The organism is Kocuria sp. ZOR0020 (assembly GCF_000800955.1).
Classification (GTDB): domain Bacteria; phylum Actinomycetota; class Actinomycetes; order Actinomycetales; family Micrococcaceae; genus Kocuria; species Kocuria subflava.
Genome location: NZ_JROX01000050.1, coordinates 1 through 20,917 on the forward strand (window position 1 = coordinate 1; position 20,917 = coordinate 20,917).

Here is a 20,917-nt window from a genome sequence, read left to right on the forward strand (position 1 = left end):
GGAGGGTTCAGACCGCTTCTACACTCTCATTTGCGATGAGCCCGTTTTCCCACCGGGTGATGCCACCATCAACGGGAGCAGGTTTCCGGCCACGCACATCAAGCCATCACCGGGAGGAGCCAGGACCGTGGGCAAGAGGAATCAGGAGGGGCAGGCGCCCGTCGTCGTGCATGGGGATGCGTATGATCCCGCGACCGGCCCGGCGCGGCCCGCGGAAGTGGGATTTGCAGACCCGGACGACTACGACTTTGCGATTGTGCACCTGACGGACACGCAGTACATCGCCGAAGGTGCTGCGGACCCGTCCGATCCCGAGCGCCAGGCGCGGTTCAAGGCCTCCCACGATGCCATTGCGCGTTGGGTGGGGGAGAACGCCGCTGCACGCAAGATCGTGTACCTGGCCCACACCGGGGACCTGATCGAGAACTGGTGCTGGTTCTGGAACCGTCGTTCCACGGCCACCCGCGAGTTCAAGGAAGCTGAACGGCTGATCTCCATGATCGAGGACCACGGCGTGCCGGTGGGGGTCCTGCCCGGCAACCATGACAACCGCTGGGGCTCGGACGAGGGCCGCGGGTCGCCTGAGTTGAAGAAGTTCAACAAAGCCTTTGGACCCATCCGGAGCACCTTGGCTGCGCGCAAATGGCGGCCCAGTGCCGGGAGTCTGCCCGTGCGGGCCAGCTACGGCGGGCCGTGGAAGGCCGGGGAGAACAGCTGCCATTACGACCTGGTGGAGGTCGGCGACACCCGCTTGGTGATTGTGCACCTGGGCTACGGGGTGCGGGACGAACACACGGCCTGGGCCAACACCGTGCTGCGTGAACATGCGGACCGGGATGCGATCGTGTGCACGCATTATTATCTTGACCAGGGGATTCGCCCTGATGGATCCGGCGCCCCTTTTGGTGGACCCGGTTCCTACGGTCCCAACGACGGCGTCAAGGTCCACCGCGAGGTTGTCACCCAGAACTCCAACGTGGTGCTGGTGCTCAGTGGCCACATTTCCGGCACGGGCTGGCAGGTGGAGGACCAGGCGGCTTACCCGTCCCCGGGTTTGCTGGCCGACTACCAGACCCAGCGCATGCCGGACGAGAACTTCCCCGCCGGTTACCGGCAGGCCAATGGCGAGCGCCGAACCGGTTTTCTGCGGCTGCTGCAGTTCCGGGTGTCGGACGGAACCGTGCTCGTGACCACGTACTCGCCGGTCCTGGACAGTTTTCGTCCACTGGATTCTGCCCCGCAGTCCCAGTTGGATCGCCTGCGGGGCGGGCGCAGCGCGGAGGAGATTGCCGCTCAGCCGTGGGTGGACCCGGATCACCTGATCCTCCCGGTGGAATTGCGCTCGCATGCCCCCGGCGGTCACCGGTCCTCGCGAGATCGCACGTTGGCCTCCGCGGCCCCAGCTCTTACCGACGACGACGCCGCGGGCCCCCTCACGCAGCCCGCTCACGGAAAGACTCTGCCGGGGCTGGATCATGCTGAAGCTGATGTGTCAGGTCGCGCTGTTGTCGACAAGTGGGGGACTGCGCTGACGGTGGCTGGTGCCGTGGGTGCGGCAGTCGCCCTGCGAAAACTCCGGCGCCGCTGAAACCCCCGTCCCCCTGGCGCCGAGACCTCCGTTTCAGCCCAAGAATCGTGCTGAAAAGGGCTTTTACGGAGGTCTCGGGTGGCTATTCGGCGGGCGGAAGCGCGGCCAGAGCCCGCATCAGGCGAACCAGGCGCATCAGATTGTCCTGCTGGCGCAAGGGATCACTGGTCAGTGAGCCCAGGTCCGCGCCATGGACCACCTGATAAACGATCGGATCATGAGAGCTGTGATGCTCACCCGGGTCATCCAACGCACGCACGGTGATGTCTGAGCTTGACCTGTTCCAGCTCTGATCAACGCTGATGGTGGCCAGGCGCCCGTCCGGAGCCACGGACAACAGTTTGAAACGGCGGTACCCCTCTGCGATCTCCGTCAGGACAGCCTCCAGGTTGAGTGAACCTAGTCCCCGGATGGGGCCGGTCCAATAGCTGGAGTCGTCGTCGTGGACCACGGCTGCAGCAACGGGGTCACGTTGGGCACCCATCACCCGTGTGCTGCGGGAGAACTTGGGGTCGGCGAAACTCAAGAACATGAATCCCAGGAAGAACGGCAGCCAAGCGAACCACGGAAGATCGCTGGTCCTGCCAAAGATCCCCACCAAACCCATGGGCAAGAAGGGGAGCAGGGCCCCGTGCCGGACCACGAGCGTTCGCCATTTCCAGTAGGCGGGTTCGGGGAGCCTGTGACGGCCGGAGGGAGATGTCACCGGTGCTTGCTTCAGAGGCCCGGGTCAGTTGAAGGGCTCGTCACAGGGGCATGCTGAGGTGCGATCTCCCGCAACAGATACACCAGTCGTGCAAGGTCATCGGCCGCTTGCAGGCCGTCAATCCTGGCGAATTGCGTGGTGTTGGAGACTTGGAACACCGGGTCATCTTGTTGGTCGTCATTGAGCGGGGACGCGGGCGGTAAGCCACGGACGGTGATGTCGGTTCCGGGTGTGGTCCACCCGGAGGTGGTTTGCAGATCAGCGCGCAGCTGTTCTGCGGAAACTGCCTGAATCTTCAACCTGGAGTAAAGGGAGGTTGCGTGATTCATGGTGGACTCCATGTTGTGGCTTGTCAGTCCAGCGATGCGGCCGGTCCACCGGACGCCGTCGTCAATTGCTTTGATGTCTTTGAGGACAGGGTCCGAGCGGTCAAAGTTTGCGCGTTGGCTCTTCAGGAACGTGCGGATACCAATGGCGAGCACCAGCAGACACACGGGCCAAACCACCCACACCAGCCACCACGGGGAGTCACCGACGTCTGGCCCGAACATCACAACGGCCATGTATGCCATGGGGGCGAGCCCAAGGCCCGCAAGAATCCAACTTCGACGCCGCCACGAGCTCGGAGGCGTGACGTTCGTCCGCGACAATGTTGATCCTTTGCTCATGGCCGTACTGCACCGGCCGAGGAAGCTGGCAGGGGCTCTTGGGTGAGGGCCGCAAGGGCCTGCAGCGTTGCCACTACCCGGGCCACATTCTCCTTGGCTGCAACACCTATCAACAAGCTCGCGGAGCTGTAGGGAGCGCAGGTAACCGTGACTCGCGCATTGTCAGCATTCGGAGTGCACCGAACAGTGATTGCGTAACCAAAGCTGGATCCATCCAACCGACGGCGCAGCATCAACACCAGGGAATTGGGGTCGAATCCATGAACCGCGAACTGCGGGGATTGGGCAAAAACGTCAGCGGCAGTCTTGAGAGACGCCAGATTCATGCCTGGGATTGCCCCTGACCACTCCTGGTGGCTTGCGCCATTGGGCATGTTGTCAGTGATCGAACGGCGGACCTCCCGGCCGCTGGTGCTGCGACCATGGACTCGGTGCACTTCCCACATGACCACGACCATGAGGATCACGGCCAAACTGAACCTGCCAACCCAGTCGGGAATGGGGATCACTCCCATCAGAATTGGCATGGAGATCATGAGCCCCAGGAGCGAGGCCCAAAAGGGCCACAGGCGGTCTTTGGCAGATATTGGCTTGGGTAGTGGGTATCGGGGTTCTTGCGGTGAGTCCATGGTGATTTCACCTCACAATCGCAGAGGCAATGCATTCTTTGGTGTTCACCCTAGTCAGCTGGTGACCCTGTGGCCAGGTTCATCAACAAATCGTTATGGGCACATGGGGGCCAGCGTGACGGATCACATGGGCGTCGTCGTCGTGAATGCGTAGGCCGTCAAACGGGGCCGCGGGTACGCTGTTCAGGACCCGGACCCGGGTCTGTCAGCATTCCCAGGCCGTTCACGCGCAACACCGGTGCGCGCAACCCCAGGAGGCGCGCGTGTCCGCATCCGTCCGTTCCCACCAGTCAGAGTCCGCGTACTCCCACCGCTGGCTGGTCCCTCACGCCCCGGGCACTGGACCCATGTGGGCGCAGGTCCTGGCCTATGTGTTCCTGGCACTGGTGCTGGTGTGGTCTGTACTCCAGGTGGCGTGGGGCTCCCTGGACCTGATGGTCTACAACATGGGTGCGCAGTGGGTTGCCAACCCCAACATCCGCCAGGAACCGCTCTACGATCTTGCATTCCCGGTCCCCTGGGGCAACGACACCCTGCCGTTCACCTACCCGCCTTTTGCGGCGTTGCTGTTCGGTCTGCTGGCGTGGATTCCTTTTGACGTCACCCGCTACCTGCTGCTGGTGGCCGATCTTGTGGTGGCGGTTCCTTTGGCCGGCGCGTTGGTGTCTTACGCGATCCGCAAGGGCCGCCCCATTCCGCTGACCAACTACCTGGGCAGCCGCGCCATGTTTGCCCTGGTGCTGGCGGCGATCCTCTTCAGCGGCCCGTACATCCGCACCATCTCCTTGGGGCAGGTCAACATCCTGCTGTTCGGATTGATCTTCCTGGACCTGGTGCGTCGCACGGATGGCACAGGATCCTGGATTGAGCGTGTCACGGCTTCCATTCCGCGTGGTGTGCTGATCGGCATTGCAGCCGGCATCAAACTCACGCCGCTGGCTTTCGGCCTGATTTTCCTGATGCAGAAGAATTTCCGGGCGATCCTGTCCATGGGCGTGACCTTTGTGGCAACCGTGGCGCTGGGGTTCATGGTGCTCTACAACGACTCCATCCAGTTCTGGACTGATTCGGTCTCATCCTCCGACCGCGTGGGTTCCATCAAGTACATCGACAACACCGCCATCACCGGTCTGCTCATCAAGAACGGCATTCCTGCGGATCTGGTGGATCCCATCCGCTACCCGCTGGTGCTGATCATGATCGCCCTGGTTGCGGTGGCATTGATCTACATGACGCGCCGCGGCATGATCCTCTCTGCGATCTCCGTCAACGCCTTGGTGATGCTGTTCATGTCACCGATTTCCTGGTCCCATCACCAGGTCTACTACCCGGTGATCGCCCTGGCCTTGTGGTTGGAGGCCTTCCCGCAGGTGTTTCGCGGGGCCACCCGGATCATTGCGGGGGTGTTGGCCTGGATCTGGCTGATCGGTGCGTACATCGGACCCATGCGCGGGTTGTTCATGACCGAGCGGTTGGGGATCGACCTGCACGCATCCGAAACCATCTGGATCTTCCCGTACGTGATGCTCTTCCTCCTCCTGCTGCTCTGGTGCGGGGCCGTGATTCTCCAGTCACGACGACGCCGCGGTGCCAACCTCACCGAGTCCGCCCACTGACCACCACGAACTCATTGGGCGTGTGCGGCAGCTCGAACGAGTCCATGACCGTGCCGGAGGCGATCTCCACCACGTGTAGCTTCTGCCGCGCAGCATCCGTGACGTAGGCGTGATCACCTGAGACCTGCACGGCCGGGCCGGGCTGTTGCCACTCGTCGTTCTCCTCCCACGGGTCGACCACCGCAACCCGGTGCAGGACCTCACCGGAATGCTGGTCCAGGATGTTCAGCTCCCCGTTGTAGGTCAGCACCAACGCCTCACCGCGCGGGCCGCGGGCCATGGACCGGAACCAGTACGCGGAGCCCAGATCCACGGTCTGCACGGAATCGGTGCGAGTTTTGATCAGGCCGATCCTGGTGGGTCGTTCCAGCTCGGCATCCGGGTCCACTTTGTAGTCGGCCAGCACCACGGCAGAGCCCGTGGTCCCGAATTGGTTGCCTGATCGTTGGTAGCTCTCCGCAACGGCAACCTTGTGGAATGCGCCGTCACGGTAGATCACTGGCCCGTTCTCACAGCCCAGAGTCACGACGTCGTCGGTCTCCGTGGGTTCAGCCACGGCCTCCCCGTGAACTCCGGGGCAGTCATGAGTTTTTGCCATCACCTCACCGTGGGCATCCAGGACCTGAACGGTGGTGCGTTGCTCTGAGGTTCCCTGCGTGATCAGTGGCTTGTTGTCCTTCAGGGGAACGGCCACGCCGTGGTGGGGGTCTTGCGTCCTTGTGGTCTCCAGGTCCCCGTCCCGCAGGTCGGCCAGCACCTGGTTGGTTTCGGCCATGCTCACGGCCCCGGTGCCATCGGCAAACAGCGCGGTGCGCCCACCATTGGTCACCACGTGCCCGGCCTCAGGTGCCTGGAGTTCGACGTCGGTCAGCGTGGGCTGTGTTGTGTAGTAGTGGGAATGGTCCCCGTGGGCTTCAGCAATCGGGCCTGTGTCAAAAACCGTGAACTTGTCCCCGGAGGAGACCGCCACATGCCTGCCATCTCCCAGGCGGCTCAGGCGCAGGAATCCGGGGGCCTGGGTTTCTGCGATCACCTGGCCGGTGTGGCCATCCAGAGTCATGATGCCGCCGTCGTAGGTCATGACCACCCGCGGTGTCAGGGAGGTGACCTCCTGGCGTTGTTCGGTGGGCGTGACCGCGGGCGACGACGACGCAACGGAGGTGTTCTGTGGCGTGCCGCAGGCGGAGAGAAGCAGTGCGGTGGCAGCAAGTCCGGCGGTGATCTGCAGGGTGCGTGAAGGCGTCAGCATGGGCACACCGTACGCACAAATGAGAATCATTCTCAAAAAGGGACGTGCCGTGGACATGAAACTGCCCCGGAAGATCACACTTCCGGGGCAGTTGAATCGGTGGTGCGGATCAGCAGATCACTCGGCGTCCAGATCCTTCTCGATCAGGGCGGCGATCTTCTCCACGGCCTCAGCGTTCTCGGAGCTGACCTCAACCTCGGTGCCCTTCTCCGCGCCCAGAGCCATGATCAGCAGGGAGGAGGAGGCGTCTGCGGGCTCTTCATCGGGATCGTTGACCAGGCCGATCAAGATCTCGTCGTCGAACTCACCAGCAGCCTCGGCGATGATGGCGGCGGGACGTGCGTGCAGGCCGACGGCGGAACCGACGGAAACCTTCTTGCTGGGCATGCTTCCTCCTACAGGATCGATGCTTTCGGGGTGGCCCGATGGTGCAGCTGAGACTACAGCCACATCCGCCGAGCCCTGGCAACAGTCTGTCAGGTCTCAGGGGCCAGCCACGAGTTGTGGCCGAAGTGTGCCTGTAACGGTCCTGGATGTGAACGAACCCTCACGCCACTACGCCATCAACGGGTGATGGCGTAGTGGCGTGAGGGTTCGGTGCCTGCGTGCCAGGAAACTCAGGACATCAGGCGTTCACGGATGCTGCGCGGGGAGCGTTCTCCGTCTGAGCCTCACGCTGAGCAGCAGCCATCAGGGACTTCTGACGCTGAGTCTTGAGCAAGGTCACGATCAGTGCGGAAACCAGCACACCGGCCACCAGGGCGATCAGGAAGCCCCACGGGTTGCCCATGGCCGGCACCACAAAGATGCCGCCGTGCGGGGCGTTGAGGGTGACGTTCAAGGCCATCGTGAGAGCACCGGTCACGGCGCCGCCGGCCATCATGGACGGGATCACGCGCAGCGGGTCGGCTGCAGCGAACGGGATGGCACCTTCGGAGATGAAGGAGGCACCCAACAACCACGCGGTGCGCCCGTTCTCACGCTCGGCCTCCGAGTACAGCTTGCCGCGGACCGTGGTGGACAGGGCCATGGCCAACGGGGGAACCATGCCGGTAGCCATGACGGTGGCCATGATGCTCATCGCGGCATCGGTGCCCTGGGCCAGACCGGCCGTGGCGAACAGGTACGCAGCCTTGTTGACGGGGCCGCCCAGGTCGAAGCACATCATGAGGCCCAGGATGACGCCCAGGAGAATGGCGGAGGTGCCGGTCATGGAGTTCAGGCCGTCCTGCAGCCAGGTCATGAGGGAGGCCAACGGCTTGCCCAGCAGCAGGTACATGAGCAGGCCGACCAGGGTGGTGGTGACCAGCGGGATGATGACCACGGGCATGAGGCCCGCCAGCCAGCGCGGAACCTTGATGGAGGCGATCCACATGGCGATCAGACCGGCCACAAGACCCGTGACCAAACCGCCGATGAAGCCCGCGCCCACGGCGACGGCGATGGCACCGCCCACAAAGCCCGGGGCAATGCCGGGACGGCCGGCCAGCGCGTAAGCGATGTAGCCGGACAGGGCCGGTACCAGGAAGTTCATGGCGAGCCCACCGATGGTGAAGAACACCGCACCCAGGTAGAGCATCAAACCGCCATCAGCAGGCAGGTTGAACAACGTGTTCTGGGCAACCACATCCGGTGCCACCTCGGCCACACGCTCGGCGCCACCCATGGCAAAGCCCAGAGCGATCAACAGACCGCCGGCGGCCACGAACGGGATCATGTAGGACACACCGGTCATCAGCGCCTGCTGGATGCGACGGCCCCAGGACTGCCCCTCCGAGGAGCCCGAGGACTCACCGGCACCGGACCCGGCACCACCGGCAATACGGTGACCATTGGGGTCATCCGCTGCCGCCAGTGCGCGGTTGATCAGACCCTCCGGATCGGAAACACCAACGTTCACGCCGGCTTCCACACCGGGCTTGCCGGCAAAACGCTCGCGGTCACGCACGCCCACACCCACGGCAAAGACCACGGCGTCAGCGGAGTCGATCTGCTCCTGGGTGAGGTTGGTGCCACCGGAGGAACCCTGGGTCTCCACCACCAGCTCGTGGCCCATTTCCTGGGCCTTCTGCTCCAGGGCCTCCGCGGCCATGTAGGTGTGGGCAATGCCCGTGGGGCAGGAGGTCACGGCCACCAGGCGGCGCTTGGCACCACCCTCACCGGCACCCGTACCCGCGCCGGCGGCACCTGCACCAGCAGCACCGGCTGCAGTGGCACCAGCGGCAGTTGCGCCGCTGGAACCGGAGCCTGCGTTGCCGGCGGATGCTGCGGCGTCGTTGGAGGTCTGGGTCTGCTTGGGAGCCAGGACCTCCTCCACGATCGCCACGACTTCCTCAGCGGTCTGGGCTTCCCGCAGGGAGCTCAGGAAGGTCTTGCGGGCCATGGCGCGGGCCAGCTTGGAGAGCAACTTGAGGTGCTCCTTGCCTTCGCCATCCGCGGCGGCAATCAGGAAGATCAGGTCCGCGGGGCCGTCCTTGGCGCCAAAATCAACTGGCTCTGCCAAACGGGCGAAACCCAGGGACGTGGTCTTCACGTGTGCGGAGCGGCAGTGCGGGATGCCGATGCCACCGGGCTGACCGGTGGGGGACTGGCCCTCGCGAGCCAGGGCGTCGGAGGCCAGGCCGTCAGCGGAATCAGCGCGGCCTGCGGCAGCCACGACGCCGGAGAGTTGCGTGATCACATCATTCTTGTGAGCGCCCAGGTTCTGATCGAGGACGACCAGCTCTGGGACGATCAGAGGTAGCTCTGACATGGGTGAATCCTTGCTGTGTGAAGGGATCGGACAGGTGGGTGTCAGTCGAGCGTGAGCTCGGTGACGGAGGTTCGGTCGAGGTCGACCTGATCGGGACTGGGAACACCGGTGCCGGCAAGGGCGGTGGCGCCGGAGCCGTAGGCCACGGCGTGCCGCAGGCATTCGGCGGGATCCAAGTTCTGGGTGAAGGCCAGCAACAAACCGGCCAGGGAGGAGTCCCCGGCGCCCACGGTGGACACCGGAGTGATGGGTGGGGGATTGCCCACCCAGGCGCCGTCAGCGGTGACCAGTACCGCCCCGGCAGCGCCGAGCGTGGCCAACACGGCGGTGACGCCGCCCTCCACGAGTTTGCGCGCGGCCTGGGCCGCAGGAAGGAAGTCGCCGTTTTCGGCGGCGGCCTCAATGGCGGGGCCATCAGCCCCCACCAACTGCCCCAGCTCCAGGCCGTTGGGCTTGAGCAGGTCAGGGGCTGCGGTGTCCAGATCCGCGGCCAGCGCGATCAACGGGGCATCGGAGGTGTCGACGGCGATTCGCACACCCGCCTGCTTGAGTTCCGCCACCATCTGGGCGTACCAGTCCTCTGACGGGCCGGGAGGAAGGGAGCCGCACAGTGCCACCCAGTCACCCGGCTTGGCGGCAGCCAGCAAGGCATCCAAGCACGTGCGTTGGGCGTCTGCATCCAAAGGTGCGCCGGGCTCGTTGATCTTGGTGGTGGTCCCGTCCGGTTCCGTGACGGTCAGGTTGGTGCGGGCGCGGACGTCACGCTCCACCAGGGAAAAGGGAACTTCTGCTTCCTTCACGGCCTGAACCAGGGGGTCACCTGCAGGCGCCGGGAAAACCGCAGTGGTGGCCGTACCTGCCAGGGTGAGAGCACGGGACACGTTGATTCCCTTGCCGCCGGGCCCGTCATGAACGGCAACCACACGGTTGACCCCGCCGCGTTCCAGGACGGTGGAGAGATCAGCGGTGCGGTCAATGCTCGGATTGGCGGTGAATGTGATGATCATGCGATCACAACCTCGATTTCATTCTGGGCAAGGGCCTGGGCAAGTCGGGTGGGGGGCTGGGCATCTGTGATCAGCACGTCTATCTGGTCCAGTTCCGCAAAAGTGCACAAGAAGTCGGAGTCGAACTTGGAGGAGTCAGCCAGCAGGACACAGCGCTGGGAACGCGTGGCCATCAGGCGTTTCACGGCGGCTTCCTCAACATCCGGGGTGGTCAGTCCGTAGGCGGCAGACAACCCGTTGGTGCCCAGGAAAGCAACATCCGCGGCAACCCGGCCCAGCATGGTCAACGCGGTTGCACCCACCACGGTCTCCGTGACCTCACGGATCACACCACCCAGGAGGTGTACGGACAGGTTGTGAGTGGTGGACAACTCCAGCCCCGTGCGCACTGAGTCCGTGATGACGGTCAGTGGTCCGGTGGACGGGTCCTGTTCCGCGCGCAAGGTGATCTCCGCGGCCAGGGCACCGGTGGTGGTGCCACCGTCCAGGATGATGCTCCCGTGGGCCTCCGGCAGATACGCCATGGCTGCGCGGGCAATGGCGGCCTTGGCCTCCCCGCGGGTGGTGCGCCGCTCCCGGGCGGTGGATTCGGCGGTGCCGAAGGAGGATCGGGGAATGGCCCCGCCGTGCACGCGGTCAACCAAACCAGATCGGACAAGCACGTCCAGGTCCCGGCGAATTGTTTCAGGGGCCACCGCAAAGGTGGCGGCCAGATCGGTCACCGCCACTCGCCCGCGAGCGGATGCCATGCGAACAATCGCCTGGCGCCGCTCCTCCGCGTACATGGTGGGGGCTGGTGAGTCACCGGAACGCTTGGAATCGGGCGTGGACACAGGGGGTTCGACGCCGGAGGGAAGATTCTGTGATCCCCCGGCGGATCCGGCGCCACGGAACTGACCGTCAGCACCCTGCGTGATCTCTGTTACGCCCATATATGAATGATTATGCCCGAATTTGTTGCTTGTCAACCCATGTTGTCGTGGGTTCCACGCGCCACGTATCCTGGGAATTCCGCCACTTTCATGTGTGCAGGAGATCTCAAGGACGAGGAGCGCACCCCATGCCTGTTGATGCCCGTTTCGACCCGGCCGCCACCAATGGTGAGTCTGCTGACGGCCAGCCGTCAGAGTCGCGAGAAACTGCTGCACCGGCTGGAGGCGCCACCCTCCAGGGCATCGGAGTGGTTGCCGGCATCGCCGCCAGCCCCGCCCTTTGGGCCAGGCCACGCCCGCAATTGCCCACGGACGGCCCAGAGGTCCCTGAGGCGGACCGTGCGGAGCAGAAGGAGCAGTTCGATACCGCCGCGGCAACCGTTTCGGGCCGACTGCAGGGCCGCGCGGAGGAGGCTGAGGGTCACGCCGCTGAGGTGTTGGAAGCCACCGCATCCTTGGTCACGGACAAGGGCTGGCGCCGTGCCGTGAACAAGCACGTTGAGGCCGGTGTCAACGCTGTGGTTGCCACGGTGCGTGCAACGGACACGTTTGTTGCCAAGTTCGAGAAAATCGGTGGCCTCATGGCTGAGCGCACCACCGACCTCAAGGACATCCGTGACCGCGTGGTGGCCGAACTGCGCGGTGAGCCCGAGCCCGGTGTGCCCAGCCCGGATGAGCCCGTGATCCTGCTGGCCGATGACCTTGCCCCGGCAGACACCGCAGGGCTCGACCCGGAGTTCGTGCGCGGCATCGCCACCCAGCTGGGCGGCAAGACCAGCCACACCGCCATCATTGCCCGCCAGTTCGGCATCCCGTGTGTGGTGGGTGTGGGTGCAGGACTGGAAGGTGTTCAGGACGGCGCTTTGATCCTGTTGGACGGTGAGCGCGGGGAGATTGAAACCACCCCGGACCCCGCAAAGGCCAAGGAGCGTGCGGATGAGTCCGCGCAGATGCAGACCAAGATCCGTGCCTGGTCCGGACCCGCTGTCACGGCCGATGGAACGCGTGTGCAGCTACTGGCCAACGTGCAGGACGGTGCAGGCGCCCGCGCCGCTGCCGGTACGGGCCTGCCCGAAGGTGTGGGGTTGTTCCGCACCGAACTGTGCTTCCTCTCCGCCCAGTCCGAGCCCTCCGTGGAAACCCAGGCCGGGATCTATCGCGAGGTCTTTGGGGCCTTCCCGGAGCAGAAGGTTGTGGTGCGGACCCTGGATGCGGGTTCGGACAAGCCGTTGGCATTTGCCACCATGCCGGATGAGCCCAACCCGTCCCTGGGTGTGCGCGGTGTGCGCATTGCTTTTGAGCAGCCCGGTGTTCTGGAACGCCAACTCGATGCGGTGGCGGTTGCCGCCAAGGGCACCGGGGCCGAGCCCTGGGTCATGGCACCCATGATCGCCACAGTGGATGAGGCCAAGTGGTACGGGGAGATGTGCCGTGACCGCGGTCTGATCCCCGGTGTGATGATCGAGGTTCCCTCCGCAGCACTCATGGGAGATGAACTGCTGGAGCACGTGGAGTTCTTCTCCATCGGCACCAATGACCTCACGCAGTACGCCATGGCAGCTGACCGCATGGCATCCCAGCTCTCCGAACTGACCGACCCCTGGCAGCCGGCAGTGCTCAAGCTCATCAAGATGGCTGCAGAGGCCGGGCAGCGTGCCGGCAAGCCTGTGGGTGTGTGCGGCGAGGCCGCTGCGGACCCGCTGCTGGCCTGCGTGTTGGTGGGACTCGGCGTGACGTCTCTGTCTGCAGCCGCTCCTGCTCTTGCCGCCGTGGGCGTGCAGTTGGGCCAGGCCACTGATGACCAGATTGCCCGTGCCGCCCAGGCAGCCGTGACCGCACCCACCGGTCAGGCCGCGCAGGATGCCGCATTCGACATCCTCAAGGGCGGTAAGTGATCCTCACCCCGGGTGGCCTGCGATGACTCGCTCCACCCAGCGGCGCCGCATCCAGCGGATCCGCACGGACGCATCAGGGCAGCTGCGGGCTGAGGCTCGCGCTGACACCCTGGTGGGTGAGGAGCCCCTGGAAATCAGGCTCAACGGGCAGTCCTTTGCCGTGACCATGCGAACCCCGGGCCATGACTTCCACATGGCCGCGGGGTTCCTGGTCTCGGAGGGGATCATCACCCGGCAGTCGGAAATCCTGCGCATGGACTACCGCTCCGGGATCAATGCCGAGGGCACACGGGACTACAACGTGGTGGACGTCCGCCTGGACCCGGCCGTGGCAGCCAGGGCGGAGACCAAACGGCGGGAGGTCTACACGTCGTCGTCGTGCGGGGTGTGCGGGACGGCCTCCATTGACGGGGTGCTCAAGGTTTCCCCGTACGAGCCCCTGACCGATCCGTTGGTGGTGGAGCTGCCCACGGTGCTGGGGCTGCCTGCCGCGCTGCGCTCGCAGCAGCGCCTGTTCTCCTCAACCGGTGGTGTGCACGCCGCTGCCCTTTTCCGGATCCCTCCCCAGGCCGACGACGACGGCGCGGCACCCCGCGAGCCGGAACTGCTGTGTGTGCGGGAGGACGTGGGCCGTCACAACGCCGTGGACAAAGTGGTGGGGTGGGCCCTGGAGCACAACCTTCTGCCGCTTGAAGCCACGGTGCTGCAGGTCTCTGCCCGGGCGTCCTTTGAACTGGTGCAGAAGGCCGTGATGGCGGGAATCCCCGTGATGTCTGCAGTCTCAGCACCCTCTGCGTTGGCCGTTGACGTGGCGGACCGGACCGGGCTGACCCTGGTGGGTTTCAACCGCGGGGACGTGGCCAATGTGTACACCGGCGCACAGCGCATCCGGCTCACCACCCCTGAGGCATCTGAGCTCTGACCGGCTGGTCTGAAGTGCACGGCGGCGGCACTACAGTGTGAGCATGCTGCCTTTCCTGCTGGTCTCCACGCGGCCCGAAGACGTGATTGCTGCGGAGGAACACGAGACGTTCTGCCGGTTCTCCGGACTGGATCCGGACCAGCTCCACCAGATCCGTCTGGAACAAGGTGAGGAAGCCACTCGCGAACTGGCTGCAGTGGACCTGAGCCGGTATTCCGGTGTTTTTGTGGGCGGCTCACCGTTCAACACCTCCCATCCGCAGGCGGAGAAAACTGCCACTCAGGTTCGGGTGGAGCTTTCCCTGGGTGAACTTTTGGACCGGGTCATGGCGCAGCAGATCCCGTTCTTCGGAGCCTGCTACGGAGTCGGCACGCTGGGCGTGCACCAGGGCGGGGTGGTGGACGGCACCTACGGTGAGGACGTGGGCGCAATTGAGGTCACCGTGACCGACGACGGCGCCCAGGACCCCCTGCTGGCTGATCTTCCGCGGACTTTTCACGCCTATGTGGGTCACAAAGAGGCCATCCGGGACCTCCCGCCAGGAGCAGTCCTGCTGGCCACAGGCATCAACTGCCCGGCACAGATGTTCCGCGTGGGGCCCAGTGCCTACGCCACACAGTTCCACCCTGAGCTAGATGCTCCCGCCCTGATCAGCCGGATTGAGGCCTACAAACACCACGGCTACTTCCGGGTGGAGGATGCCGAGGCAGTCAAACAGCAGGTCACGGACGGCCCAAAGGTGGAGGTCCCGTCCCAATTGCTCAGTGCTTTTGTGCGAGTTTTTGCCAGGTAATCGTTCCTAAGGTGGATTCTTGGTGTCCCCGGTCTTGGATACGGTGAAGGCATGACTCTCCAGACCGGGCCGTTTCCACAAGCCACAGCGCCATCACAGTCGTGGGGTGCCGGTCCCGGCGCGGCCCCGGTGGGTGTCCCGCAACTGCCGCCGTTGAACCCGCAGACCGGTTTGCCCACGGGGGCGCAGTACCGGGACCTTGCCTATCACCGTTTGGCGCTGTCTGACCCCAAGCACCGCAGGTGGTCACCGCTGGCTGAAGGCGGCGCCCTGCTGGTGGGTGTTGTGGTTGCCTCCATCGCGTTCTTCATCGTGGGAGCTCTGATTGCCGTTGTTGTGGGGGGTCAGAACTTCCTCACGGACCTGAGCACCGGGGACATGGCCCAGATGGACATGACCAACCCCTGGTTGTTGCTGTTCCTGTTCGGCTCCGTGGCCATCTGGCTGCCCATTGCGCTGCTGACCAGATGGCTTCTGCGTCCCAGGCCCGTGGGGTTGATCTGGTCCGTGACCGGCAGAATCCGGTGGAAGTGGCTGCTGTTGACCATGGGTCTGGCCACCGCCGTGTTTGTGGTGATCTACGGTGCTGCCACCCTTCTGCAGATGGCTCTCACCTCAGGGGATCCTGCTGCCGACGTCGTTCTGGCCGAACGCCACCCCCTGTGGTGGTTGACCCTGGTGTTCGCCTTTCTGGTGGTGCCCATTCAGTGCACCGCGGAGGAAGTGGTGTTCCGCGGTTACCTGGCTCAGTCGATTGGCCGGTGGTTGAAGAACCCCGCGTGGGCCATCCTGCTGCCGGCACCGCTGTTCATGCTGGGGCACATGTACGACGTCTGGGGCCAGCTCTCCGTGCTGTGGATGGCCGTCATCACCGGCTTCCTGACCTGGCGAACAGGTGGCTTGGAAGCTGCCATCAGCCTGCACGTGGTCAACAACATGGTGGTCACCCTGCTGGCAGTTGCGTGGCCCGTTCAGCCGGCCACGGCGGAGGATGCCTCCGTGGGAGTGTTCGGCTTCGGTGTGATTTTTGTGATTGAAACCGTGTACGCGCTGATCGTGCTGCTGCTGATCAAGCGCGGACGGATCGCAGTGACCCGCAGGGCTGTGGTGTGGCCCAAGAAGGATCAGGACGCCTGGCACCACCAGGTGCGTGCCGCCTACGCTGCCCAGGCCGCTCAGTTCGGCCCGTTCGGTGTGGCACCGCAGACACAGGGGGCGGTCGGTCAGGGGTACCCGCAGATGCCGGGTGGCCACCAGTTCACAGCATCCCCGCGATTTGCCACAGGCCAGCCATCCAATACAGGCCAGCCTTCCAGTGCAGCCCACCAGTTGCCCGGGAATTCTGCTCCCCAGTCCGCGAATCTGGTGCCCGTGGTGATCCCTGCATCCATGGCCTACGCGCAGCCCCATCAGATCAACCAGGACGGCAGCCTGCGCCTTGTGCCCGCCGATGGACTCATCGCCTACGCCGCACCGGAGACAGAGCTGATCCCAGGCTCGGATCCGCCCGTTCACGCCCATCCGGTGGTGTGGATGGCCCGTGCTGAGCCGGCATCCGGTGGACAGCAGGCAACCAGCGGCACGCAACAAGGAGAACAGCTGTGACCCAACGTCGCGCCGAATCAACACCGGACTCGGGCGTGTCCACGTCAGGTTCAGGGCCGTCAGCACAGGCGGTCGCCCACGCTGAGGACCTGGGGAAGTTCGTCCAGGCTGCGCCGAGTTCCTACCACGCCGTGGCGGAGGCCGCCCGACGCCTGGAGCAAGCCGGCTTCACGCAGTTGTCCGAAACCCAGCCCTGGCCCGCTGCCGACCCCGAATCCACCACCGGCAGACGCTGTTACGTGATTCGCGACGGCGCTCTGGTTGCCTGGGTGCTTCCCGCCCACCTGGACAACACCCCGGTGGGATTCAGGATCCTGGGGGCACACACGGACTCGCCGTCGTTCAAGCTCAAGCCCCAGCCGAGCACGGGTGCGCACACGTGGTGGCAGGCCGGTGTGGAGGTTTATGGCGGGCCGCTGCTGAACTCGTGGCTGGACCGGGATCTGTGCATGGCGGGGCGGATCACGGTGCGCACGGATTCGGGTGTGGAGACTCGTCTGGTGTCCACCGGGCCGGTGGCGCGCATTCCGCAGTTGGCCATTCACCTGGATCGCAGTGCCAACCAGGGGCTCACGCTGGATCCGCAGCAGCACACACAACCGGTGTGGGGCTGCGGTCCCCAGCCAGGGGACGTCCTGGCGCATCTCGGAGCGCACGCTGAAGGGCCAGCGGTGGCCGCGCAGGAGATCCTGGGGTGGGACGTCGTGCTGGCAGACACCCAGCCAGCCCAACGGTTCGGTGCCCACGGTGAGTTCCTGGCCTCCGGCCGGCTGGACAATCTGACCTCCGTTCATGCAAGCGTGAGCGTTGTGACCGAGCACGTGGAGGATTTGGAATCTGCCCCCACCATCACCGTGTTGGCGGCTTTTGATCACGAGGAAATCGGATCCCAGACCCGCTCGGGTGCCGGTGGGCCGCTGCTGGGCGATGTGCTGACCCGGATCGGTGCAGGGCTGGGCTGGTCGGATGAGCAGCGGCAGGTGGCGTGGGCGTCGTCGTGGTGCTTGTCCTCAGATGCCGGGCACCTGGTGCACCCCAACTATCCAGGCCATCACGACCCCGCCAACAAGCCCGTCCCCGGCGGCGGTCCGCTGCTGAAGATCAACGCCAACCAGCGCTACACCACGGATGCTGAAGGTGCCGCGCAGTGGAAGCTGGCCTGCCAGGCGGCAGGTGTGGCCACGCAGGAATTCGTGTCCAACAACACGGTGCCGTGTGGGTCAACCATCGGTCCCATCACCGCCACCAGGCTGGGTGTGCGGACCGTGGATGTGGGCGTGGGGTTGCTGTCCATGCACTCAGCCCGGGAGATGGTGCACGTGGAGGATCTTTACGGTCTGAAGCGCGCCGTTGAGGCTTGGTGGATGGGCTGAGAACGCCTGGGTGCGGGGCCCGTCAACCAGCGTCATCCCCGCCTGTGGCGCAGGTCCCCGGTGTTAGTGTTTGGGCATGCTGACTGTGATCGGGGAAGCCCTCATTGACGTTGTTTCGCGCCCGGATCGGGAGCCCGTGCGGCACCCCGGCGGCAGCCCCATGAACGTTGCCCTCGGCCTGGCCAGGCTGGGGCATCCCGTCCGTTTCCTGGGCGCCTGGGGCAACGACGACGACGGCCAACTCCTGGCACAGCACCTGGGTGCTGAGGGCATTGAACTTCCGCTGCCCACCCACGACTCGGCCACCTCCGTGGCAGAAGCCGTGATCGGGGAAAACGGTGCGGCTGACTACAACTTCCAGATGACATGGGAGTTCCCCGTGGAGCAGGCGGAGTTGGAGGCCATGGTCACCGAGTCCAGCGCCCTGCACGTGGGTTCGATTGCCACCGTTGTGGAACCCGGTGCGGAAAACGTGGTCAAGGCCGTGGAAGCCGCCTCAGGTCAGATCCTGGTCACCTATGACCCCAACTGCCGCCCGCAGATCACCACGGACGTGGAAGCGGTGCGCGCCCGCGCCGAGCACCTGGCCTCCCGTGCGGACGTGGTCAAAGCCTCTGACGAGGACCTGCAGTGGCTCTACCCCACCTCCACCCTGCAGGAATCGGCTCGAGCCTGGCACCGTCTGGGCGCCAAGATGGTGGTGGTCACCCGCGGTGAACTGGGCCCGTGGGCCATCACTGAATCCACAGGAGCCGAGGGCGTGGAAGTTCCCGCCCGCAAGACCGATGTGGTGGACACCGTGGGTGCCGGGGACACCTTCATGGCAGCACTCATCAGCCAGTTCACGGACCGTGGCCTGGACGGAGCCGGTGCTGGGGAGCGGATCAACGCGCTGCCAGCCACGGATGTGGAAGCCATCCTGCGGCGTTCGGCGGATGCTGCCGCCATCACGGTCTCCCGCGCTGGTGCGGATCTGCCGCGCCGCGACGAGCTGGATGCCTTGGAGCAGCCCACTGACTGATCCTTGGACCGGATGCGCTGCGGGTTCACCCGTTATGCTGCCTACTGTAGGTACAATTCGTACCCGCGGGAGGATGCTCGTGAACACCACCATCACCAGTCGCGACTTCAATCGGGACGTCTCCGCCGCCAAACGGGCTGCCGAGAACGGGCCGGTCACCATCACGGATCACGGGCGACCCTCGCACGTGTTGCTCACCGCCGCGGAGTTCGATCGACTTTCGGGCAGACAGGAACCAATGGGTGACCGTCTCTGGAGGGGGCAGGACCGCAACATCGAACTCGACCTGCCTGAGCGCCGCATCGACCCCGAACGGGCAATCGATCTGTGAAGTACCTGCTGGACACCAACGTCCTCAGCCATGCCCGATCCGATGCCAGAGATGGATGCCCTCATGGGCGCAACCGCTCTGGAGCACCGCCTCACACTGGTCACCCGCAACACCAAGGACTTCCAACGCACGGGAGTCAGCCTGCTGAATCCATGGGATCTGTGAGGGTAGAGGCCGCTGCGACCTCACGGACGGACAAGCACATCGGGACAGCTCCGGCATTCTCAGGTGTTCATGCGGGATTGCAGCATGGGCATCCTGGGCAAAGCTTGGGTAGCGTAAAGGGACAGGCGTTCACGCCTGGTGGCGCGCAAGATGTCAGGCGACCACAGTCGAGCAAGCTCAAGGAGGAACTGTGCTCAACCGCGATCCCTACGCCGATCTCCCGGAACTGCCCACATTCACGCTGACTTCAGAGGACATCACGGACGGTCAGCCGCTGCCCACAGCACAGGTGACCGAAAGCCTGGGTGGATCGGACACCTCACCGCAGCTGTCCTGGTCCGGGGCACCTGAAGGCACCAAGTCCTATGTGGTGACCTGTTTTGACCCTGATGCTCCCACCCCGTCCGGGTACTGGCACTGGTGCGTGTCCAACATTCCCGCGGATGTGACCAGCTTGGACACCGGTGCCGCAGCACAGCCGCCTCAAGGGGCCACCACCCACCGGACCGACGGCGGTTCGGATGCCTTCGAGGGTGCGGCACCCCCGCCAGGTCATGGTGCCCACCGCTACATCTTCTGCGTGACCGCAGTGGACACGGACCACTTGGATGTGGAGGGCGCAAGCCCTGCGGTGGTGAACTTCAACCTGTTCTTCCACGGCATTGGACGCGCCATGTTGACCGGTACGCATGAGGAGACTGAGGACTGAGCAATCTCCTGGGTGCCGACCCCCAACGGTTGGTTCAAGACGTTTGCCTGGTGGCCAGCGATCTTGACGGGACGTTGATAGGGGAGGACTTCCGGTTCCGCCCCCGCTCCCTCCGTGCGCTCACCGCGTTGGAGGAGGCGGGGGTTCCGGTGGTTTTTGTCACGGGCCGGCCCTCCCGGTGGCTGCATCCGCTCAGTGAGCAGGTCAGTCCGTTGGTCAGCTCCGTGGGCACCGTGATCTGCGCCAACGGGGCCATGGTCTATGACCTGGCCGCAGACAAAGTTTTGGCAGCCAACACCTTTGACGGTCACATTGCCCTGCGGGTGGCCGGGCAACTGCGGGAGGCGATTCCCGGGGTCTACTTCAGTGCTGAAACCCTGCGCGGTGTGGTGGCAGAACCCGGGTGGATTCCCACGGATCGCACGGGTTCGGACAAAGTCACCGTGGGGCCTTTTGAATCCCTGCTGCGCCCGGATGATGCCGTGGTCAAGTTCCTGGCCAAGCGTGATGACCATGATCCCGCCCAGTTCGTTCAGCAGGTCAGAGAGCATGCGGCACCGCACATGTCCGTGACCCACTCGGTGCCCAGCTCACCCTTGGCTGAGATGTCCCGTTTGGGTCTGAGCAAGGCGGAGACGTTGAAGTCGGTCTGCGCGGAACTCGGTGTGGAGAGCCATCAAGTCATGGCCTTTGGTGACATGACCAATGACCTGGAGATGTTGACCTGGGCCGGTTATGGATTCGCGTTGGCCTCGGGTGCTCCCGCCGTCGTCGAAGCTGTGGAGCGTACGGCACCTGCCTTCGAGGAGGACGGTGTGGCCCAGGTGATCGAGCAGTTCCTGGCCCGGCGTGAGCAGCTGCGCCAAGCGCGGTGAAGAGCACCCGAACCCCGTTGAGCATGCGTCATCAAGAGGCTTAAGTTACGCATGGGTAACCCGGGGCATTAAGCTCACCCC

At 64.7% G+C, this 20,917-nt stretch carries 19 protein-coding genes; 11 read left to right on the top strand and 8 right to left on the bottom strand.

What is annotated here, in order from left to right; all coding sequences use genetic code 11:
- Positions 1–127: 127 nt before the first annotated feature.
- Complete coding sequence (locus tag L979_RS03495; protein ID WP_197052061.1) at positions 128–1,588, top strand: metallophosphoesterase; 1,461 nt, start codon at positions 128–130, stop codon at positions 1,586–1,588.
- Between the two features lie 82 nt (positions 1,589–1,670).
- Here L979_RS03495 and L979_RS03500 read toward each other — a convergent pair whose 3' ends face one another.
- The 3 genes from L979_RS03500 to L979_RS16635 form a co-directional block, all read right to left on the bottom strand.
- Positions 1,671–2,294, bottom strand: coding sequence for a hypothetical protein (locus L979_RS03500; RefSeq protein ID WP_156125362.1), 624 nt, complete (start codon positions 2,292–2,294; stop codon positions 1,671–1,673).
- Between the two features lie 11 nt (positions 2,295–2,305).
- Positions 2,306–2,866, bottom strand: a complete 561-nt coding sequence (locus L979_RS03505) for a hypothetical protein (protein WP_047689283.1) — start codon at positions 2,864–2,866, stop codon at positions 2,306–2,308.
- A gap of 92 nt (positions 2,867–2,958) precedes the next feature.
- Positions 2,959–3,489: a hypothetical protein gene (locus tag L979_RS16635; protein WP_047689285.1), complete on the bottom strand. Its 531-nt coding sequence runs from the start codon at positions 3,487–3,489 to the stop codon at positions 2,959–2,961.
- 365 nt (positions 3,490–3,854) lie between these two features.
- Here L979_RS16635 and L979_RS03515 point away from each other — a divergent pair, with 365 nt between their 5' ends.
- The gene (locus L979_RS03515) at positions 3,855–5,207 is read left to right on the top strand and encodes a glycosyltransferase 87 family protein (protein WP_052209430.1); all 1,353 of its coding nucleotides are present in this window, start codon (positions 3,855–3,857) and stop codon (positions 5,205–5,207) included.
- Here the strand turns inward: L979_RS03515 and L979_RS03520 are convergent.
- The 5 genes from L979_RS03520 to L979_RS03540 all read right to left on the bottom strand — a co-directional run bounded on the left by L979_RS03520 (position 5,188) and on the right by L979_RS03540 (position 11,147).
- Positions 5,188–6,456 (bottom strand): hypothetical protein, encoded by a 1,269-nt coding sequence (locus L979_RS03520; protein ID WP_197052062.1) that lies wholly within the window; start codon positions 6,454–6,456, stop codon positions 5,188–5,190. The two genes, L979_RS03515 and L979_RS03520, sit on opposite strands and share 20 nt — an antisense overlap.
- A gap of 117 nt (positions 6,457–6,573) precedes the next feature.
- Complete coding sequence (locus L979_RS03525; RefSeq protein ID WP_047689288.1) at positions 6,574–6,843, bottom strand: HPr family phosphocarrier protein; 270 nt, start codon at positions 6,841–6,843, stop codon at positions 6,574–6,576.
- 238 nt (positions 6,844–7,081) lie between these two features.
- On the bottom strand, positions 7,082–9,208 hold the full coding sequence (locus L979_RS03530) for a fructose-specific PTS transporter subunit EIIC (RefSeq protein WP_047689291.1): 2,127 nt from the start codon (positions 9,206–9,208) through the stop codon (positions 7,082–7,084).
- Positions 9,209–9,249: 41 nt separating this feature from the next.
- Positions 9,250–10,215, bottom strand: coding sequence for a 1-phosphofructokinase family hexose kinase (locus L979_RS03535; RefSeq protein ID WP_047689293.1), 966 nt, complete (start codon positions 10,213–10,215; stop codon positions 9,250–9,252).
- Entirely contained in the window at positions 10,212–11,147 is a 936-nt protein-coding gene (locus tag L979_RS03540) for a DeoR/GlpR family DNA-binding transcription regulator (RefSeq protein WP_197052063.1), read from the bottom strand. Before L979_RS03540 ends, L979_RS03535 begins: the two co-directional genes overlap by 4 nt.
- A gap of 128 nt (positions 11,148–11,275) precedes the next feature.
- On the opposite strand from L979_RS03540, the gene ptsP reads away from it, so the two are divergent.
- From ptsP to L979_RS03590, 9 genes are all read left to right on the top strand, one after another.
- Positions 11,276–13,042, top strand: coding sequence for a phosphoenolpyruvate--protein phosphotransferase (gene ptsP / locus L979_RS03545; RefSeq protein ID WP_081993709.1), 1,767 nt, complete (start codon positions 11,276–11,278; stop codon positions 13,040–13,042).
- Positions 13,043–13,064: 22 nt separating this feature from the next.
- On the top strand, positions 13,065–13,964 hold the full coding sequence (fdhD, locus tag L979_RS03550) for a formate dehydrogenase accessory sulfurtransferase FdhD (protein ID WP_047689295.1): 900 nt from the start codon (positions 13,065–13,067) through the stop codon (positions 13,962–13,964).
- Between the two features lie 43 nt (positions 13,965–14,007).
- The gene (locus L979_RS03555; RefSeq protein ID WP_047689298.1) at positions 14,008–14,757 is read left to right on the top strand and encodes a glutamine amidotransferase; all 750 of its coding nucleotides are present in this window, start codon (positions 14,008–14,010) and stop codon (positions 14,755–14,757) included.
- 51 nt (positions 14,758–14,808) lie between these two features.
- Complete coding sequence (locus L979_RS14335; protein WP_052209431.1) at positions 14,809–16,362, top strand: CPBP family intramembrane glutamic endopeptidase; 1,554 nt, start codon at positions 14,809–14,811, stop codon at positions 16,360–16,362.
- 35 nt (positions 16,363–16,397) lie between these two features.
- Positions 16,398–17,735, top strand: coding sequence for a M18 family aminopeptidase (locus L979_RS03565; RefSeq protein WP_047689348.1), 1,338 nt, complete (start codon positions 16,398–16,400; stop codon positions 17,733–17,735).
- A 76-nt stretch (positions 17,736–17,811) separates the two neighbouring features.
- A complete protein-coding gene (locus L979_RS03570) occupies positions 17,812–18,756 on the top strand; it encodes a carbohydrate kinase (RefSeq protein WP_047689301.1) in 945 nt (314 codons plus the stop codon).
- Between the two features lie 73 nt (positions 18,757–18,829).
- On the top strand, positions 18,830–19,087 hold the full coding sequence (locus L979_RS03575) for a type II toxin-antitoxin system prevent-host-death family antitoxin (RefSeq protein ID WP_209436369.1): 258 nt from the start codon (positions 18,830–18,832) through the stop codon (positions 19,085–19,087).
- Between the two features lie 355 nt (positions 19,088–19,442).
- Complete coding sequence (locus tag L979_RS03585) at positions 19,443–19,961, top strand: YbhB/YbcL family Raf kinase inhibitor-like protein (protein ID WP_047689307.1); 519 nt, start codon at positions 19,443–19,445, stop codon at positions 19,959–19,961.
- A gap of 50 nt (positions 19,962–20,011) precedes the next feature.
- Positions 20,012–20,836, top strand: coding sequence for an HAD family hydrolase (locus L979_RS03590; RefSeq protein WP_231559378.1), 825 nt, complete (start codon positions 20,012–20,014; stop codon positions 20,834–20,836).
- The last annotated feature ends 81 nt before the right edge of the window (positions 20,837–20,917 follow it).